This is a genomic window from Corynebacterium sp. NPDC104732, assembly GCF_055583565.1.
This window is the reverse complement of the sequence record NZ_JBVJNS010000028.1, coordinates 1-17,221: the sequence shown is the minus strand read 5'-3', so window position 1 is coordinate 17,221 and position 17,221 is coordinate 1. Positions and strand designations below refer to the sequence as shown.

The window sequence follows — 17,221 nt, the reverse complement described above, 5'->3', positions numbered from 1 at the left end:
GTCCTGGTTCGGTTGGATGGAAACTTCGCAACTCTCATCTTGTACCGGCCAGGACCCCTATATGTTGTGCCACCCCGAACCCCACCCCATGGTCAACTACGCACTCCGAAACCGGAAGAGCCCCTAAACCTAGAAATTCGTTTTGTTTGATTTCGATCGGTTACACTTCCAACACAGCGCCTGAAGATTCTCGAGCACTGTCAATCCACCTCTTGAAATTGGGATAATATGGTCAATTTCAAGCAGCAAATTAGGTTCATCCTCAATCGACAGTCCACAGTGATTACAGGCGTATCCATCTCTTTGCTTCACAAATTCCCGAAGCTTCGAGGTCATAAGCGCGCGCTGGGCAACCGCAGATTTCTTATAACTAACCCTCTCTGCCAAATATTCGATAAATTCTTCCAAAGTATAAACATCAATATTTATTGAAGTGCGATGCGCTTTGTTACCACCAGGACTCACATGTTCAAAAATATAAGTCCAAGTTGGGAATTCAATTTTCGGAATCTCAACTCCAAGTTTTCGATCAAACTCCTTCCGAAACAACTTTTCGATAAACTCTAGTGGGTTGACAGAATTTCGAACCTGATTCGCGCGATTCTCCAAGTTATCCAAGGCGTCACTCATTCGAGAAAGCCTTTCATATATCCCTTCAATTCGGGACAAACTTTCCTCATTTGCCGGAATACCAAAATATTTCGACAAATATTGATATGGCTCAATCGATGCGTTGCGAACAACTTGAAGTGAGCAACGGTGAACATTTTTGGCCACATGATGCGAAACATGTCGATCGCGACGCTGATTCCAGCTACTGACATTCTCAAAACTTGCTGCATGGGAGTATCGACCGGTATTTGATTGCCCCAATTCAAAATCAGAGGAGTCGGCGATTTCCTTTAAATGTTCTGCTATTTCAGAAAAGTCGAAAGCCAGCTGCTCGACACTGCGCTTCTTTTCCAAAAATTCTTCACTAGCGAAATATTTATTCTTTTCCCGGACTAGAAGAACGTAATTTACTGTCGCCCCTACTAAAGCAGCAATAAGTATCCAGATTAGGTAGTTCACCAGGTTTCTCGCTTCGTGAGTTGCTAGATCGGATTTCAAAATTGGATCCTGCAAGCAGCCGTGAAATCAAGATGCTCGAAACCCCATTCTTGAACCAATCACGATTAGGAAGTACCGCAAACACACGGTACTTGAAAAGTCACGATAAGATAAAATCCATGACTTCCCTCTCCCCTGCCGAAAAGCTGATTGCCGCCAAGAATTTTGCCACTACCTGGGCAGATAGGGGCAACGAGAAGTCGGATACGCAGCAGTTTTGGCTGGAGCTCCTTGAGAAGGTCGTGGGGATGAAGGACACGACCACCAACGTCATTTTTGAGGCGAAGACGAGCCAGCGCGGGTACATCGATGTGTGGATTCCGGATGCGAAGACGTTCATTGAGCAGAAGTCAATCAACGTCGAGTTAACCAAACCCGATATCCGCCAAGGCCAAGTTGTTACCCCATTCCGCCAGGCGCTGAACTATGCGAACACGATGCAGTTCAGCCAGCGCCCGCGTTACATCATCACCTGCAATTTCCAGGAGTTCCGCATCTATGACCTGGACAAGGAGAACGCGGAGGCGAATTATCTCAGTTTCACCCTCGATGAGCTCCCTACGCAGGTCCACCTTCTCGATTTCCTCGTTGACCCGCAGAAGGCCCGCGCGGTCCGCGAAGAGAAGGTCTCGATGGATGCGGGACAGCTCGTCGGCAAGCTTTACGACGCCCTTCGCGCCCAATACCTAGACCCCGACACAGATGCGTCCCAGCATTCGCTCAACGTGCTGTGTGTCCGGCTGGTGTTCTGTTTGTTCGCAGAGGACGCAGGCCTGTTTAATAAGGATGCGTTCTATCGCTACCTGGATGGGTTGCGGGCGGATCAGGTACGTGGCGCGCTGCTGGATCTGTTCCAGGTCCTCAATACCCCGGTAGACCAGCGTGATCCGTACCTATCTGATCAGCTGAAAGCTTTCCCTTACGTCAACGGTGGCTTGTTTGCCCATGAGGAGCAGATCCCGCACTTCACGGACGAAATCCTGGACTTGCTCCTTAACGAGGTGTCCCAGAAGACCGACTGGTCGCAGATCTCCCCGACCATTTTCGGTGGCGTTTTCGAGTCCACGCTGAACCCGGAAACCCGCGCGAAGGGCGGTATGCACTACACCTCGCCGGAAAACATCCACAAGGTGATTGACCCGCTATTCCTCGACGCTCTCAAAGCCGAGCTAGCCGGCATTGTCGACGCCCAGGGCATCTCCGCGAATAAGCGCAAGAAGCAACTCGAAGCGTTCCACGACAAGATCGCGGGCCTAACGTTCTTCGACCCGGCCTGTGGCTCCGGCAACTTCCTCACGGAAACCTACATCCACCTGCGCAAACTCGAGAACAAAATCCTTTCCGAGCTCGCCGGCGACCAAACCCAACTGGGTTTTAGCGACGTCACACTCAAGATCAGCCTGAACCAATTCCACGGGATCGAAATCAACGACTTCGCCGTAGCCGTCGCCTCCACCGCCCTGTGGATCGCGCAGCTCCAGGCCAACATCGAGGCCGAAACGATCGTCACCACGAACATCGAAAGCCTCCCGCTTCACGACGCCGCCCACATCCACCACGGCAACGCACTGCGGGTTGACTGGGCTGACGTGATCGCGCCCGAGAAGTGCGATTACATCATTGGCAACCCGCCATTTTTGGGCTACTCCCGTCTTACTGATGAACAGAAGGAAGACCGGAAGGCCATCTTCGGCAAGGACGGCGGTCTCCTGGATTATGTCGCTTGCTGGCACAAGAAAGCCGCGGACTTCATGACGGGCACCCTGTGCGAAGCTGCTCTCGTTTCCACGAACTCGATCTGCCAGGGTCAGCAGGTCACGCCGCTGTGGAAGCCGCTTTTCGACGCCGGGATCAAAATCAACTTTGCCCACCGCACATTCGTGTGGAGTAACGAAGCCACTGATCAGGCACATGTTTTCTGCATCATTGTGGGATTCTCCTACGTTGATAGACCTGTGAAGCAGGCGTGGACGTATTCGAAAACGGGGGTTGAGTATTCGGAGCCGAAACATTTGAACGGATACCTTGCGGATGCGCCGGATGTATTCCTTGCGCGCCGTCTAAAACCAGTTTCCGCAGTCCCTTCAATGATCTATGGATTCAAACCAGCAGACGGCGGCAATCTGCTTCTATCTCCGAAAGATTTCCAGGATCTAGTGGAAAGCGAGCCAGCGGCTGTCAACTTTATTCGGAAAATTTTCGGGAGCGGAGGAGTTCATTAAGGGCACCGAACGCTATTGTTTGTGGATGATCGATCAATCTCCAGCCGATCTCAAAAAGCTGCCGAAAGTGTGGGAGCGCGTAATGAAGGTCCGTGAAATGCGACTCAACTCGGCGAAAGCCCAGACCAGAGAATCAGCAAACACTCCTTGGCTATTCGGTGAATTACGAAATCATGCAATTGATCGGTACATCGCAGTACCTCGGCATTCCTCGCAGCGCAGAAACTTTATTCCACTGGCTTTCATCACGGACGGAATGATTCCAGGTGACGCGATGATGTTTCTTCCTACCGATTCTCTTTTCGTCTTTGGAATCCTAAATTCAACTTTCCATAATGCCTGGATGCGCACTGTCGCAGGTCGTCTAAAGAGTGACTACCGCTATGGCAACACCATTGTGTACAACAACTTCGTTTTCCCGGAGGGGGATGAAAAAGTCAATCGAGAAGTCGAGAAGTGCGCTCAGGGAGTTCTTGATGCACGAAAGCTGTACACAGAGTCAACGTTGGCAGACATGTACGACCCAGACAATGATTTCTTGTATCCGGAGTTGATGAAGGCGCACCGGGAGCTCGATAAGGCGGTCGAGCGGGCGTACGGCGTGGATTTTGATGGCGACGAGCAAAAGATCGTGGCACATTTGTTTGCGTTGTATGACGAGAAAGTTGGCGGGTAACGATGCTGGAAATTTCTGACCTGCCAAAGTGGAATCAGCTGGTCAAATTTGTGATTCGAGCGGTCGACACGCTTGGTGAATCGGCGAGTAAAGCTGAGATTCTGGATCAAGTCTTAGAGGACTTACCCAACTCAGAAGAGCTAATGAAAGTCACGTACCCCAATCGCCCTAATGCTTCTGTGTTAGTTGAAAGAATCGGTTGGGCAACATCTTCGGCCTACTTAAGTGGTTGTTTGGAACGACCTGCGCGAGCAACATACATAATTACGCAAAAAGGACATGAGCTTGCCGGTCGATCAGATGCTGAAATTGATGAATGGGTCAATGACTTTGATCGGGAATACAATCGCAAGAAGCGACTCGAAAAAGCTCAAACTACCAACTCACCCGGACCATCTGAGACTGCGATCCTCGACCAAGAGGATGAAAGTGAAGAATCCAACGGCTGGAAAGAACAACTGCTTGGTCGCCTTCACCGAATGGCTCCTACCGCATTTGAAAAATACATCATTTTCCTCTTGAAGCAATACGGGCTCGAACTCCAACACGTTGCTGGCCCAGGTGACGAAGGAATTGACGCGATTGGTACCGCACCGCTGAGTCCAGTTCTCTCTTCTCGCGTAGCAGTTCAAATCAAAAGATACGACCCGAATAACAACACAGTAGGTCGTGAAGCAATCGCACTTTTCCAAAATGACGCACGAATCAAGGGAGCAGAGCGAGCCATCTTCGTGACATTAAGTCGGTTCACACAGCCTGCTAAGAAGGCAGCGCGTCAGGCTACGCCAAACATCGAGCTGATTGGTGGTGATCGACTTTGCGAGCTTATCAAAGAGAGCGGGACCGCAGGTGTGCGAATGGAGCCAGTCGTAAACGAAACTTGGTTTGATCAGTTTGATTAAGCAGTGAAACACCACTGCACCACCTAACCTATGCCTCAAGCCCCCAATCGTTGATTGGACCAGTGAATAGCCCGTGTATTCAATAACTGACTTCAAACCCCAGGAAGGAACTGTTGAAAACGACGGAGTTATAGTCTCAACCCAAGAGCCCCGTAAACATCCCAAGGCTGAAGACACGTCACCCCTAGGAAAGCTGCGGCGTCGGGAAGCAGGATTCTTTTCTTCGACTCGGGATTAGAAACTTCACGTGAGACCACCGTGGCCCTAATTGACTTGGCTTGTGCGATGAGCATCATATCCGCCGAATCCGCGAACTCGTCAATTGCAGCCTGGCGAAACTCGTTTTCTGGTTCTAGCGACCAAGCGACAAGTTTTCTCGCATTTTGGAGATCATCAAGGTTTGGACCAAGCCAAAATGAACTCGGAAGCTCATCCTTTACCCACTCTGAAAGCTTGTCATTTCCCCGTTGCAGCTCGTGAAAAACGGATTCGACTGAAGCTAAAGTACCCGACACAGCTTGTTCCTTCAGCCAAGTCCAATAGGTCGGTGCGTAATCAAACCTGTAGTAGGTTCGAGCAGCTTCCATCAAAATATTCGAGTCGAGAAGGTACATTAGAATCCTTGCTCCGCCAAGAATTCCGCGTACGAGTCAAACGACTTCATACTGCGGATTCCTGTCAAGCTCAGTACCTGCGTTGGTTGGATTCTACCTGCAGCTAGCTCTTTCACTACTGCATGAGAAAATGCCTCACCGATCCGGTAACGGCGACTAAAGTTAATGTTTCCGCCACCCGAAACGGACTTATGAGTTTGGGCGAACTCCATCAACCTCTTTCGTTCCGCTTCATAGATAGCAGAAAATGCAGTTTGTCCGATGTAATCCGTTCGTTTCAGGGCATGTAAAACAACCAAGGTTCCACATTTATAGACCCGTGCGAGTACTTCTAGGAATTCGGTAAACTCATCCTTCCCTGGCGAAGGAACTTTTTTCCCCTTCAGTCTTTGCAACAAGTCATCTCTTGGCACGAGGAATTCGCCGGCTACCTCATTACACCAACGTTCGATAGGATCTTTCGACTGCGAAGCGACAGTGGCATTGTCGATGCCTCCAGCTCCATGCCAAACATGCGCTAACTCATGCGCGAAGGTAAACAATTGCCCATTTAGAGTTTGCGCAGAATTGACAAAAATCAGCGGAGCAAACTCATTCACCAAACTAAATCCGCGGAATTCATCAGGGTCCAAAGGCCGATGACAATTATCATTGACCATCGAGTTAACCACCGTCAGCCCACCCAGCTCCTCAAACCGGGAAATCAACTTTCTTCGCTGATCAGCAACGGAGCCGCGCCGAGAAGCGACCTCAAACTCCATAGCCTGCCGAATGGCTTTGGCCGCCTTAGAGACAGACCACCCATTAGCACTTCCGACAATGCTCAAAGGCTCCCTGCCCTCTTGTTTTACCAATTCCACGAACCAATCTTGACGGCGCTGACAAACATTCAACACGGCATGTAGCTCCGCAGAATTTTCATGAGAATCCGTGAGAAATCCTTCTCGGAAGTCAGCGACAGGGAGAGTTCGCCTAGGGATCGAGTCCAGCAGCAAAAAGCCCACTGGGGTCCCTACTTTTTCGGCAAAGTCTCGCAACTGCTTCCATGTAGGAGACTGCTGTCCCTCCACCCAACTTCGGACCTTCGGGTCGTTTTCCAGCAGCGAATCAGCGAAAACGGAACGCTCCACAGCCCATCGGATTACCTCAGGGTTCGCAGGAACTCGAACAATCATCATTCCTCCTATCCGAGGCCTGAGTTCTGAGCATACTTGGTAAGTCGGACACTTGCGTGCTTCCCAGCTCCCAGCACCCTGCTCGTCACATCCGCCCTGCAGACTACAAGGGAGTTGGGCGTTGTGACGAAGCGATCATTAATCGCTACAAGTACTTCATGAACACAGCGTCGTCAAGCCCCAAGCCAGCCCCAGCCTCAGCTTTGCGTGTTCAGTTTGTAGATCAGTGCCTTCTCTTCATCGGTGAGGTCGGAGTATGCGAGTATCTCTTGCAGCACGCCGGCCTTCCCCGCGATGTAGGTATCGATGTCCATTTCGGGATCTCGAGCCAAGTGCATTTTCACCGCGCTGTATTTCTCGCGCAGGTCGGACCGCTGCCGGAGGACGTCACGGAAGGCCAAATGGTTTCGCAGGTGCAAGGTGTCTTCTACGCAAAGGTAGACGTGCCGGGCTGGATCATTGTCTGGTGCGGTGAATGCTTCTCTGTCTGTCAAGCCGAGATCGCCGCGGTGAACGTATCCAGCAGTAGCAAGTGCAGAAATCGCAGCATCAACATGCTGGCGTTCCACGATGATGTCGATGTCGAGAACGGGCTTAGCTGCAAGACCTGGCACTGCGGTGGAACCGACGTGTTCGATCGCCACGACGGGGACGGTTTCGAGCGCGCGGTGCAGCTCGCTCGCCACCTCCGCGAAGTGTGTTGGCCACTCGTCCGAGTACGGCACGACGTGAACAGACATAGCGGTGATTTTATCACCGCCCGCGAAAAAACGGGCCGGTAACCGAAACAGCCGAAAACCGATGGGAGAGTTATGGACGTTCCAGTCGCGGCGCAAGGGCCACCGTGGGCCAGGACGACGGTGGCTAAGCAGGACGCGCACGATCTCGCGCGTCCGAGCACATCGACATGCTAGGTCGTACCAGATAAGTCGAGTTTCCTGAATCACGCGAAAACTACATTGTTTCTATTACCGCGTGGGCAAAGCTGTAGCTCCCCAATTTAATCTAGAACTGCTGGAAATCGAAGAATGCTTTCACTGACAGTTTAAACAGAGCATGTGTTTATATCCAATGAACAACCGTTGAAAAACCCTTGGGATTTTTCATCTTCAGGCTAGCCGTGACACTGTTCCCGCCACCAGTGCGATGAAAAAAGGAATCGAGTCAGGATAAATGAATTCGTGACGTGCGTGCGCGCCCGCGCCATCAGCCCCAATGCCACATATGACAGGGATCCCCAATGGGGCAATAAAGTTGGCATCGCTGGCTCCACCGACGGCTGTGTGCTCGATGCTTTTCCCCATTTCCAAGGCGGTAGTCTCTAATTCTCGGTACAGGTCCTGGCTCGCGGGCGTGAACTCCATTGGAGGCCGGTTCCATCCCTTAGTGACGTTGATCTTAACACGATCATCAGTCCACTCAATTTGGTCAAGGGCAACATCGAGTCGCTCCTGTTCTGCAAAAGTCCGGAGACGAATATCCAACTTCGCTGTAGCTTTACCTGCGACGACATTACTGCCGGTACCACCTGATATTAACCCTACGTTCACTGTGGTCCCCTCCACAGGATTTGCCAGTTTCACTGCCTCCAAACACCACTCCATCAAGGCGGTGATAGCGCTAGCGCCGTCCCCAGGGTTGAGTCCAGCGTGTGACTCCACTCCAATGGCTTCCACGGTGATAAGGCCAACCCCCTTACGTGACGTTTTAACCTTTCCCTCATGGGAGGCTTCGAAAACAAACGCCATGTCACTCCCCTTAGAGTGATCTTCAATCAGCGCACGCGACGAAGGCGATCCGATCTCTTCGTCACCATTGATGAGCAACGTAATTGTTGGGCGTGGCAAATCCCATTCCTGCAGTACCTTGGTAACCCAGATGGCTTGAACTAGCCCGGTCTTCATGTCAAAAATCCCGGGGCCTGACAGTTGGCGTCGACCAGTCGCATCAGTTTTTTCTCGTTGCTGCCACTGTACGAGTGTTCCCTGTGGCCATACCGTATCGTAATGCCCAACAAATAACGCCTTTTTGCCAGACGTGCCCGGCACCGTTACCACTAAATGGTCACCGAATCCTTCTGCTGGAATGGTCTCAATTTTGATATTGGCACCAAGGCGAGCAGTAAGGATCTTTTTGATCTTGTCAGCACCATCGTCTAGGCCTTTGAGGTCGGTGCTGTAAGTTTCGGTTTCCACCAAACAAGTAATATCCGAGATGATTTCATCCAGGTGCTTTTCTACTCCGGTAAGCAACTTCATTGGTTTTCTCTTTCCTCTTTCTTTTTAGAATCCAAACGGGATGCCGGTGAGATACCAGATCATGAAGAACGCGACCCACACTACCCAGATGACGCCTGCCAGAGGCAGCGTGAAGGAAGCTAGGGTGCCGATACCTGCGCTCTTCTTGTAGGACTGGATGAAGCCGAGTGCCATCACAAAGTATGGGCTCATCGGAGTAACACAGTTGGTAACCGAATCCGCGACGCGGTACATAGCCTGAGTGGCTTCCGGCTCAATTCCGAGCAGCATGAGCATTGGAATGAAAACCGGCGCGGCGAGCGCCCACATGGCGGAACCACTGGTCAGGATCAGGTTCATTACCGAAATGACGAGGGCCATTCCCAACAGAATCGCCCAACCAGGTGCATTGATCTGCTTGAAGATATCGGCACCGTAGATCGCAAGAACCTGACCGATACCCGTCCACTTGAAGTAAGCGAGGAACTGCGCGATGGCGAAGAACAACACCAGAATCGGAGCCATAGACTTAAATCCTTCAGTCATGGCTGGGATGACGTCGCCAAGCTTCGAGTAAGTCTTTGCAGCCTTCCCGTAGGCAAAGCCCACAAAGGCGAAAAACAGGCCAATAACACCTGCCATTCCTTCCATCACTGGGGACTTCAGCAGCTCATTCTGGGGACCACGGAACGGCGAATCCGGAATTGTCATAGCGATAACGAGCGCAACGAAAAACAGCATTCCGACGAGGGTGGCCATGCGTATTCCGGCGCGTTCATTGCTGCTGAGATCCAATGACGAAATGGTGGTAGCTTCGCCAGTCACGTCTTCGTCTTCCTCCAAATCTGGACGCTTGACCAGCACCTTTTCCACAACGATGGTGATAGTCAAAGCGACCAGTACGGAGGATGCCAAGGAGAAGAAGTAGTTAGACGTTGGGTTCATGAATCCAGCAGGATCCATGGTGTGGATTGCAGCGGTCGAAATGGTGGAGAGCAAAATGTCGGTCGGAGTAATCGACGGCGATGCATCATAGCCCGCGGATACAGACACGAACGCTACAATGCATCCGAGCACTGGGCTACGCCCCAAGGATTTGAAGACGATTCCACCAAGAGGAATCAACGTTACGTAAGCGGCGTCGCCAGCAACGTGACCGATCATGCCTGCGTATGCGAGCGCAAACGTGGTGAAGCGCGCTGGAATTCGCAGCACGGTCAGGCGTAGGACAGCGTCGAAAAGCCCGCTCCTTTCGGCGATCACAATGCCGAGCATCGTGGTCAAAATAGTGGCAAGCGGCGGGAAGTCCGCAAAATTCTTCACTACGTCGCCAATGATGACTTCTGCACCAGCCTGGGACAGTAGCGATTTGATAGCGATTGTCTTGCCGTCAGCTGGGTTCACCGCGGTAACGCCCATTGCTTTGAGAACTGCGCTGAGAACGATGAGCAGCACGGAAAGAATGCAGAACAGCCAAAACGGATGTGGCAGCTTGTTGCCCCACTTTTCGATGGCATTAATTGAGCGGAAAGCAAGCTGAATGAGCTTTCCTCCCGAAACCTCTTGTGTCGAAGCTTGGACAGGTGCTGACATTTCAACCCCCTTGAGTGAAGTAGATTTATTCGACCCTTGTTGGCGACTTAGCTCACAGTAAAGCACACTTTGCCGACTTTGTTCACGAATTCATGTCCATATGCCGGAATTGAAACCCAGAATTTTGTGCAATGATGAAAACATGCTTGATGAAACAGATGTTGTCCTGGTCGGAGCGCTTTTCTTTGATCCCCGCGCCACCTTCGATGCCTTAGGGCACGTCGCGGGCGTTTCAGCATCGACAGCTTCCCGCCGACTTCGTCGCCTCGTGGAATCGCGAACAATTCGTGTAGTCGGTGAAGTGTCTTGGCATCTGTTTTCCCAGACCTACCCGGTTCACGCTTGGATAAGCGTTTCAGGGCGAGAATATTCCGCCGTGGCCCGCGAAGTCGCCCAGCTGCCCGAAGCCCAGCATGTGGCCTCACTTTATGGTCGAGAACCAGTGTTTGCCACGCTGCACGGCCAAAACGACATCGATACCGTCCGAGTCATCGATCAGATTCATTGCATTGACGGAGTCTCCGCCGTCTACACGCTTCCCGTGCTGCAATGGGCTGTAAAGGCTTCAGGTTGGAATCCAATGTTGCTGGAAGGTGAACACCTGGAGAGAGCCCAAGCAATTCTGCCTCTGAATGGGCCACCCCACTTGCCTCAGATAACAGCTACCTCTGAGCTTCCACGCACCAAGGCGGAAGTCATGGCGCTCAGCGCACTACAACAAGATGGCCGACTGACTGCAACGGAACTTAGTGGAGTGATCGGCGCATCGATCCCCACTGCGCAGCGCCTGATTAACCGCCTTATCGACGACGGCTGGTTCCGTCCCCGCGCCGAATGCAACCTCGCAGCTATCGGCATGGGCTGCAAGTTCCTGGTGCGGGTTCAGTCCGACCCGCAGCACACAGAGTCCGTTCTGCGTGAGTTTTCCCCGCATCCCGCCAACCGATTCGTGACGCAAATCGCCGGCGACTCGGATGTCTTCGCCACCGGCGTGTGCAGAAATCGCCACGAACTCACGACGATCCTCAACCACGATTTCGCCGCGATCTCTGGGCTCAAGGCCACCCAGACCAACATCATCGCGCGCGATTGGAAGCGCTACTGGACGAGCATCGACGAGGACGGAAACCTAGGAGAATTCACCCCGCCTGCACTGTGGCCCGCCAGCTAGGGAAAGTCGACTCCCACGTTTTGTCCAACCTCGAGCTTTTCTTCAGTGAAAGCGCGGAAGGTCAGTTCACCGGCAAGAACGGTGACGGAGTATCCACCGCGTTCAAACAGCACTGATTGAACTGTACCGTCGAGTTTGCCGGTTTTTTCCGGAACAACAGTTACATCGGAAGGCAGCACCCATTCCCCGGAGGGCAGCACGGTTGCGTCGGCAATGAAAGACGCTACCTCAGCAGAAATTGGTGCAGACAGCAGCTCAGCGGGCGGAGCTACTTGCAAGATTTTTCCGCCAGACAAAACCACTACCCTATCCGCGAGGGCTAGGGCTTCAGCACGATCGTGAGTCACATGAATGGTGGTGAGCCCTTTCGATCGTACGAGAGTAACGAGGTCACGTCGAAGGGAGTCACGCAGCGGCTCATCGAGCGAAGAAAGCGCCTCATCCAGCAGTAATACTCGCGGATCTGCCACGAAGGCGCGGGCCAAGGCGACGCGTTGACGCTGTCCACCTGACAGAGACGCAGGTTTGCGCTTGGCAAAGCCTCCAAGACCTACCATGTCCAGGGCTTCGTGCACCCGTTCCGCCGAGAACACACCACCACGTCGCAGCGGGTAAGCCACATTCTCAAACACGTTCATGTGCGGCCAAACTGCGTGTTGTTGAAAAACCATGCCCAGGTGGCGTTTTTCCGGCGGGACTCCTCTCATCGGATCGCCGTCGATAAGCAGCGTGCCCTCGGTTGGTTCGATGAATCCGGCGATGGTGCGTAGCAACGTCGTCTTGCCTGATCCTGAGGGACCGACGAGGGCAACGAATTCGCCGGGTTCGACGCTGAGGTTGATGTCGCTGAGTCCGGTTGTGCCGTCTGGGAAGGTAACACCCAGGCCGCTGAGCTGAATCATGCGCGGTCCTTTACTGTGAAGCCGAGTGCTGCAACGCCAACGAGGACGAAGAGGAGTGACAGGGCGCTGGCCTGGTTGTAGTCACCGGCCAGTTGCAGATTGAAAACTTGCACGCCGAGAGTAGTGGTGCCCGGTGCGACCAAGAGGATGGAGATGGTGAGCTCACGAACGGCGGTGACCAGCACCAGCACCGCACCCGAAATGGCTGCCGGCAGCGAGATCAAACCGGTGGTGAGCAGAGCACGCAGGCGCGAGGCCCCGGAAACGCGTGCGGCTTCTTCCACTGCGAGCGGGGTCTGCTGCAATGGGGCTCGCACAGCTTGCAGTACCAGCGCAGTGAACGCGCACACATATGCGCCCAGGATCACCCATCGAGTGTTGTAGGTGCCGGTGTAGCGGCCAAGAATCAGCCATCCCACACCAATGATCAGCCCTGGTAGCGCGGTTGGCAGCAGGATCACCAGTGACATTGGCACGTTGCTCCAGTGCCTTGTCCTGGTGACGATGATTCCCGCCACCCAACCGAGTACGCCACACAACAGAGCGGCCGAAACAGCAAGCAGCGCGGAATTGCCAAAGCCCTCGACGACGCGTGGGTTGCCCAGCGCCAAGCGGAAATTATCGAAGCTGACGGTCTCCGTGGTGAACGGTACGCCCGGAGCTGGCAGCAGCGAGCGGTAGGTAAGTCCGAGCAGTGGAGCCAACGTCACTGCGAGCCCGAGGACCCAAGCGACAACAGTGACCGGCAGACGCAGAATACCAAGTGGATACCGCTGCGTCGCGCCCGTATCGGGCATACTTGCCGACGCCCAGAGGGACACCAGGTAGTCGCAGATAACGGCACCTATTCCCAGCAACAACAGCACGACGCCGACTGTCGACACTACCTGGAGTGGATTAGCTACAGTCCCGGAATCCATGAAGCAGTAGATCATGGTGGCCAGTGTTTCAAAGCGCTCGGGAGAGCCGAGAATAGCTGGGATGCCGAAGTCTGCGAGATTGGCTACTGCAGTAAGGGTAAACGCACTGAGCAGCGCAGAGCGCAGCAACGGGATGGTGACGGTGCGCAGTGCGGTGAACGTCCCGGCGCCACTGATCCGGGCGGCGTGTTCCATGTCTCCGGGGATTTGCTTGAGCGCTGCTGCGATCACCAAATACACCACTGGATAGGAGTGGAGGATCATCAGCACAATGACGCCATCAGCGCCATAGACATTCCATACTTCCCGACCAAACCAACTGTTGACTCCCTGTTTCGGCCCAAACAGCTGCATCCACGCAATCGCGCCAATGAACGGTGGCACCAGCAGCGGAGAAAGCAGGAAAAGCCTCAACAGCTGCGCCCCACGCACATCGGTGCGTTCCAGAATGAGAGCGCCTGCCGTCCCCACAAAAAGTGCTCCAACACTGGCGAGGACGGTGGAGTAGGCCGAGTTCCAGGTGGCTGTGCCGAGCCCTTGCTCGAGGAGAATGGGCCATTGATTGCCTCCGAATGCGAGCGAGACAACCAAGCCAAGAGGAGTGAGAAAAAGGCCAATGAGGATGAGCCAAACGCCCATCTTCATCAATCGAATTTGTGTCACTTCATTGCTTCCTGGAAGGCAGCGACGGCGGCCTTCTTATCGGCGGTGATCTTCTCCAGGTTCTGGTCCATCAGTGCGATGTCCTTCAGTTTAGGCGCATCCTTTGGAGCGCCTGCATCCTCACGGATCGGGAGGTAGTTCTGCTTTACTGCCAGTTCCTGGCCTTCCTTGGAGATAAGGAACTCCAGGTACTTGGTAGCTGCTTCCTGCTTGTCAGAAGCCTTGAAGATGCCGGCGGGCTCGGTGATGAATGGTGCTCCTTCCTTCGGGTAGGCAACGGCCGCTGGGGAGCCCTTCACCGCAAGGTCACGGACCAGGTAGTCAACCACGATGCCGACCGGGCGGGAACCGGAAGCAATCTCCTGGGATGCTGGCCCGTTGGACTTTGCGATCATTGGCTTGTTCGCGCCAAGGCCCTTGATGAACTCTTCGCCGAGAGCTGGATCATTCTTCCAAGCAGATGCATTGAACGCTGCAGCACCAGATACGGTAGGATCAGGAAGAACCAACTTGTCCAGGAACTTAGGATCGGTCAAATCCTTCCAGGAACCTGGGGCTTCGGTGATTTCCTTCGTGTTGTAGGCAATAACGGTTGGAATGATGCGGGTGCCGACGTAAAAGTTGTTTGGATCCTTCGCGTCATCAATCACTGCCTTGGTGTCCAAGTTGTCCAGCTTTGCCAGGTCACCTGCCTTTGCGTATGTCTCAAAGGTTGGAGCGTCGGCTGCCCACAGGATGTCGGCGCCGATCTTGCCAGTCTTCTTCTCGGATTCGATGCGCGCGTTCAGGTCACCGGTACCAGCGCGGAAGACCTCAACTTCGATGTTTGGATTCTTCTCCTGGAAAGCCTTGTTGATCTCATCAACCTTCGCCTCAGGCTCCGAAGTGTAGACCGTGATCTTGGTCTTCTCACCAGTTTCAGCCTTGCCATCGACTTTTTCTGCAGGTTCGGCACAACCCACGAGTAAGGCAGCAGCAGAAAATACAGCGATGGCTAATCGTATGTTTTTGAGATACATGATCAACAGAGCCTTTCAATTGATGAAGGATTAAGCGATATGATCCTTCATTGTGTTACGGACCTTGATTCGATGCAGCGCAACTTTTATCCTCGGGGGTAACGGGGGTGTTTTCCAAAGTTCACCTCCGAAAAGCCACTTCCTCTACCCGCTAGACGAAAAGACCATGATCATTTGTGCAGTGCCCATTTAAAATAAGTAGTCTGACCGAGGATTTATCTCTACGAACATTACATGCCAACCAGCAGCGGGCCGTCGATAAGCGCAGCCTTGCACCGCACCTTGCCCGGGCCGCCTTCCACCCCGAGAAGCCGAAAACAAGCCCCCGTTTCAGCTGATCACTGCAATTGCTTCGGTCTCAGACCCCACCGTATGGCCCAGAAATTCGAATCCCGTCAGTCAAACCCAATAGGTCAGAAGCAAGGAAACTTCGGGTATTCCTCACCTACTCATGGGACAATTCACCCATGGACTTGTTCATCCTACTCACGACTTTTGCCGGGTCGTGGCTTATCGTCGTCGGCCCGCTGCTTCAGGCTTCCTTGGAACTTTCCGAGGCATCTCGTCAGGACCGTGACAACACCAAGCAAGGCCATTCCCGCTGGTGGTGGCTGTTTCCTCCGTTGATGTACTGGGTGAGCACGCGCTCCATGGACCACGATTCCGCTGTTGCACGAGCTTATCGACGCCGCGCCACCGGTTGGTTCGCCGTCGCCGGAGGCGGCGCTCTCCTTGCATTTGGGCCCACTCACGAAGTGTCTTCATTGCTTCGTTTGGGCATTGTTGGCTTCTTTGCCCTCTACGCTTCCTTTTTCGCTCTATGCTGCCTATATACTGCAATCCGAATGGTAGTCAGCTCGCGTGCAGCTGACGGTGCAGAAACCTCGAGCCCCAGAATATGAGGGTTAAAGGAGCTTTACGGAGCCATCAGAGTCTGAGTCCACACCGTCGAAATGGGCATGGCCCACAATCGCTCTCCCATGGGGAGAATCTCTTGGCCGGAATGAAGGAAGATTCCCGCTCGGAATTTGTCGCCGGCGATTTCCTTCAAGTGCTTCAACCCCGCAAAATCTTTAGCGCCGATGGACATTGCGGCCTTAACTTCGATCCCTACGACTTCGCGACGCCGGTTTTCCATCACAAGGTCAACCTCCCGCCCACTGGAAGTCCTGAAACGAACAAACGGAAGGACGTACGAATCCATCCGGGTCTTCCTGGGCCGCCTTCCGCGTTGATGCCGCATCAAGGTTGAAGATCTTCGCGTCATGTTCTCGCAGAAGTTAACTCACGAGGGTACTCTTGCCTACCTGGCGAGCACCGGACACAACCAGGACCGGTGTATCAGAACATATTTCTTCCGCCCGCACTGCTGCATTACGACGAATCAACGGTTCAGCCATGAGCCGTATTACAGCAGTTAAACACGGGTGCGCTGCGGTTCTGCAAGTCTCTCGCTGCGGTTCTGCAAGAGTTTCGCCTCGCTCAAGTCCCACAAAGTGGTGTAGCCAACGATGTCCAGACTGCATTACCTTTACAACGACTGTTGCCGTCACCCACAACACTCCACAATTGAGAAGACCGCTTGTCCTTTCGGTCATGTCACGAAGCAGTGGAAGATAAGTGGCGGTGTACAAATATCACACATTCGAAAAATAAGCACACAATCACTTGTTACATTTAAACTCACTAAACGGCATTTCAGGAAATGGTTTCTTTCCACCAAGCCGACCAACTATGATAAAAACCACTTCTAGCTGTAATAGTGACCAGCTGGATTATAATCACCGCTAGAGCGATTATCACGCTGGCTTTTGCGGTGTCAGTCAGCACGCCTACCACTTCGTTCATAGCCGTTAACAGGCTGTGTGCGCTGCAAACCGCCTTTCGAAATATTTCCGTATTCCGCTAGGAAACGCTTCTTCGTGAGGTTACCCTCGAGTAGTGGACACCCAATTAGTACGGATGTTGTGTCCGTAGGAGAGGATGTTCATTATGAGTCAGCAACGCAAGAGGTTTA

General features: G+C 53.2%; 13 protein-coding genes and 1 pseudogene. 4 read left to right on the top strand and 10 right to left on the bottom strand.

Annotation, left to right across the window (positions count from 1 at the left end):
* Positions 1–129: 129 nt before the first annotated feature.
* The gene (locus tag ACZ6ZO_RS12275; RefSeq protein ID WP_465292947.1) at positions 130–1,110 is read right to left on the bottom strand and encodes an HNH endonuclease; all 981 of its coding nucleotides are present in this window, start codon (positions 1,108–1,110) and stop codon (positions 130–132) included.
* 119 nt (positions 1,111–1,229) lie between these two features.
* On the opposite strand from ACZ6ZO_RS12275, the pseudogene ACZ6ZO_RS12270 reads away from it, so the two are divergent.
* Positions 1,230–4,008, top strand: a pseudogene (locus tag ACZ6ZO_RS12270) (DNA methyltransferase).
* Between the two features lie 2 nt (positions 4,009–4,010).
* On the top strand, positions 4,011–4,910 hold the full coding sequence (locus tag ACZ6ZO_RS12265; protein ID WP_465292945.1) for a restriction endonuclease: 900 nt from the start codon (positions 4,011–4,013) through the stop codon (positions 4,908–4,910).
* Between the two features lie 128 nt (positions 4,911–5,038).
* On the opposite strand, the gene ACZ6ZO_RS12260 is transcribed toward ACZ6ZO_RS12265, so the two are convergent.
* The 5 genes from ACZ6ZO_RS12260 to ACZ6ZO_RS12240 all read right to left on the bottom strand — a co-directional run bounded on the left by ACZ6ZO_RS12260 (position 5,039) and on the right by ACZ6ZO_RS12240 (position 10,529).
* A complete protein-coding gene (locus ACZ6ZO_RS12260; RefSeq protein ID WP_208767886.1) occupies positions 5,039–5,524 on the bottom strand; it encodes a DUF4411 family protein in 486 nt (161 codons plus the stop codon).
* Positions 5,524–6,702: an ImmA/IrrE family metallo-endopeptidase gene (locus ACZ6ZO_RS12255; RefSeq protein ID WP_208767887.1), complete on the bottom strand. Its 1,179-nt coding sequence runs from the start codon at positions 6,700–6,702 to the stop codon at positions 5,524–5,526. Before ACZ6ZO_RS12255 ends, ACZ6ZO_RS12260 begins: the two co-directional genes overlap by 1 nt.
* Before the next feature lie 194 nt (positions 6,703–6,896).
* Complete coding sequence (locus ACZ6ZO_RS12250; protein WP_465292943.1) at positions 6,897–7,439, bottom strand: GrpB family protein; 543 nt, start codon at positions 7,437–7,439, stop codon at positions 6,897–6,899.
* Positions 7,440–7,808: 369 nt separating this feature from the next.
* Entirely contained in the window at positions 7,809–8,957 is a 1,149-nt protein-coding gene (locus ACZ6ZO_RS12245; RefSeq protein ID WP_182385651.1) for a M20 family metallopeptidase, read from the bottom strand.
* Between the two features lie 24 nt (positions 8,958–8,981).
* The gene (locus tag ACZ6ZO_RS12240) at positions 8,982–10,529 is read right to left on the bottom strand and encodes an AbgT family transporter (RefSeq protein ID WP_182385650.1); all 1,548 of its coding nucleotides are present in this window, start codon (positions 10,527–10,529) and stop codon (positions 8,982–8,984) included.
* A gap of 142 nt (positions 10,530–10,671) precedes the next feature.
* On the opposite strand from ACZ6ZO_RS12240, the gene ACZ6ZO_RS12235 reads away from it, so the two are divergent.
* Positions 10,672–11,700, top strand: coding sequence for an Lrp/AsnC family transcriptional regulator (locus ACZ6ZO_RS12235; RefSeq protein ID WP_465292940.1), 1,029 nt, complete (start codon positions 10,672–10,674; stop codon positions 11,698–11,700).
* Here the strand turns inward: ACZ6ZO_RS12235 and ACZ6ZO_RS12230 are convergent.
* From ACZ6ZO_RS12230 to ACZ6ZO_RS12220, 3 genes are read right to left on the bottom strand one after another with little or no spacing between them, the layout of a single operon-like run.
* On the bottom strand, positions 11,697–12,602 hold the full coding sequence (locus tag ACZ6ZO_RS12230; RefSeq protein ID WP_465292938.1) for an ABC transporter ATP-binding protein: 906 nt from the start codon (positions 12,600–12,602) through the stop codon (positions 11,697–11,699). The genes ACZ6ZO_RS12235 and ACZ6ZO_RS12230 overlap by 4 nt on opposite strands.
* Entirely contained in the window at positions 12,599–14,167 is a 1,569-nt protein-coding gene (locus tag ACZ6ZO_RS12225) for an ABC transporter permease (RefSeq protein ID WP_465292949.1), read from the bottom strand. Before ACZ6ZO_RS12225 ends, ACZ6ZO_RS12230 begins: the two co-directional genes overlap by 4 nt.
* A gap of 14 nt (positions 14,168–14,181) precedes the next feature.
* Positions 14,182–15,204 carry an ABC transporter substrate-binding protein gene (locus ACZ6ZO_RS12220; protein ID WP_465292936.1) on the bottom strand — a complete coding sequence of 341 codons (1,023 nt, stop codon included), beginning with the start codon at positions 15,202–15,204 and terminating at the stop codon, positions 14,182–14,184.
* A 467-nt stretch (positions 15,205–15,671) separates the two neighbouring features.
* On the opposite strand from ACZ6ZO_RS12220, the gene ACZ6ZO_RS12215 reads away from it, so the two are divergent.
* On the top strand, positions 15,672–16,106 hold the full coding sequence (locus ACZ6ZO_RS12215; protein ID WP_465292934.1) for a hypothetical protein: 435 nt from the start codon (positions 15,672–15,674) through the stop codon (positions 16,104–16,106).
* Between the two features lie 14 nt (positions 16,107–16,120).
* Here the strand turns inward: ACZ6ZO_RS12215 and ACZ6ZO_RS12210 are convergent, their stop codons facing one another.
* Positions 16,121–16,408 carry a hypothetical protein gene (locus ACZ6ZO_RS12210; RefSeq protein ID WP_465292932.1) on the bottom strand — a complete coding sequence of 96 codons (288 nt, stop codon included), beginning with the start codon at positions 16,406–16,408 and terminating at the stop codon, positions 16,121–16,123.
* Positions 16,409–17,221 lie beyond the last annotated feature (813 nt).

Excerpts from the sequence above, each read along its gene's own strand:
- ACZ6ZO_RS12260 (WP_208767886.1), bottom strand. The coding sequence starts at position 5,524 with ATGTACCTTCTCGACTCGAATATTTTGATGGAAGCTGCTCGAACCTAC.
- ACZ6ZO_RS12265 (WP_465292945.1), top strand. The coding sequence starts at position 4,011 with ATGCTGGAAATTTCTGACCTGCCAAAGTGGAATCAGCTGGTCAAATTT.
- ACZ6ZO_RS12255 (WP_208767887.1), bottom strand. The coding sequence starts at position 6,702 with ATGATGATTGTTCGAGTTCCTGCGAACCCTGAGGTAATCCGATGGGCT.
- ACZ6ZO_RS12220 (WP_465292936.1), bottom strand. The coding sequence starts at position 15,204 with ATGTATCTCAAAAACATACGATTAGCCATCGCTGTATTTTCTGCTGCT.
- ACZ6ZO_RS12230 (WP_465292938.1), bottom strand. The coding sequence starts at position 12,602 with ATGATTCAGCTCAGCGGCCTGGGTGTTACCTTCCCAGACGGCACAACC.
- ACZ6ZO_RS12235 (WP_465292940.1), top strand. The coding sequence starts at position 10,672 with ATGCTTGATGAAACAGATGTTGTCCTGGTCGGAGCGCTTTTCTTTGAT.
- ACZ6ZO_RS12210 (WP_465292932.1), bottom strand. The coding sequence starts at position 16,408 with ATGGATTCGTACGTCCTTCCGTTTGTTCGTTTCAGGACTTCCAGTGGG.
- ACZ6ZO_RS12225 (WP_465292949.1), bottom strand. The coding sequence starts at position 14,167 with ATGAAGATGGGCGTTTGGCTCATCCTCATTGGCCTTTTTCTCACTCCT.
- ACZ6ZO_RS12215 (WP_465292934.1), top strand. The coding sequence starts at position 15,672 with ATGGACTTGTTCATCCTACTCACGACTTTTGCCGGGTCGTGGCTTATC.
- ACZ6ZO_RS12245 (WP_182385651.1), bottom strand. The coding sequence starts at position 8,957 with ATGAAGTTGCTTACCGGAGTAGAAAAGCACCTGGATGAAATCATCTCG.
- ACZ6ZO_RS12240 (WP_182385650.1), bottom strand. The coding sequence starts at position 10,529 with ATGTCAGCACCTGTCCAAGCTTCGACACAAGAGGTTTCGGGAGGAAAG.
- ACZ6ZO_RS12250 (WP_465292943.1), bottom strand. The coding sequence starts at position 7,439 with ATGTCTGTTCACGTCGTGCCGTACTCGGACGAGTGGCCAACACACTTC.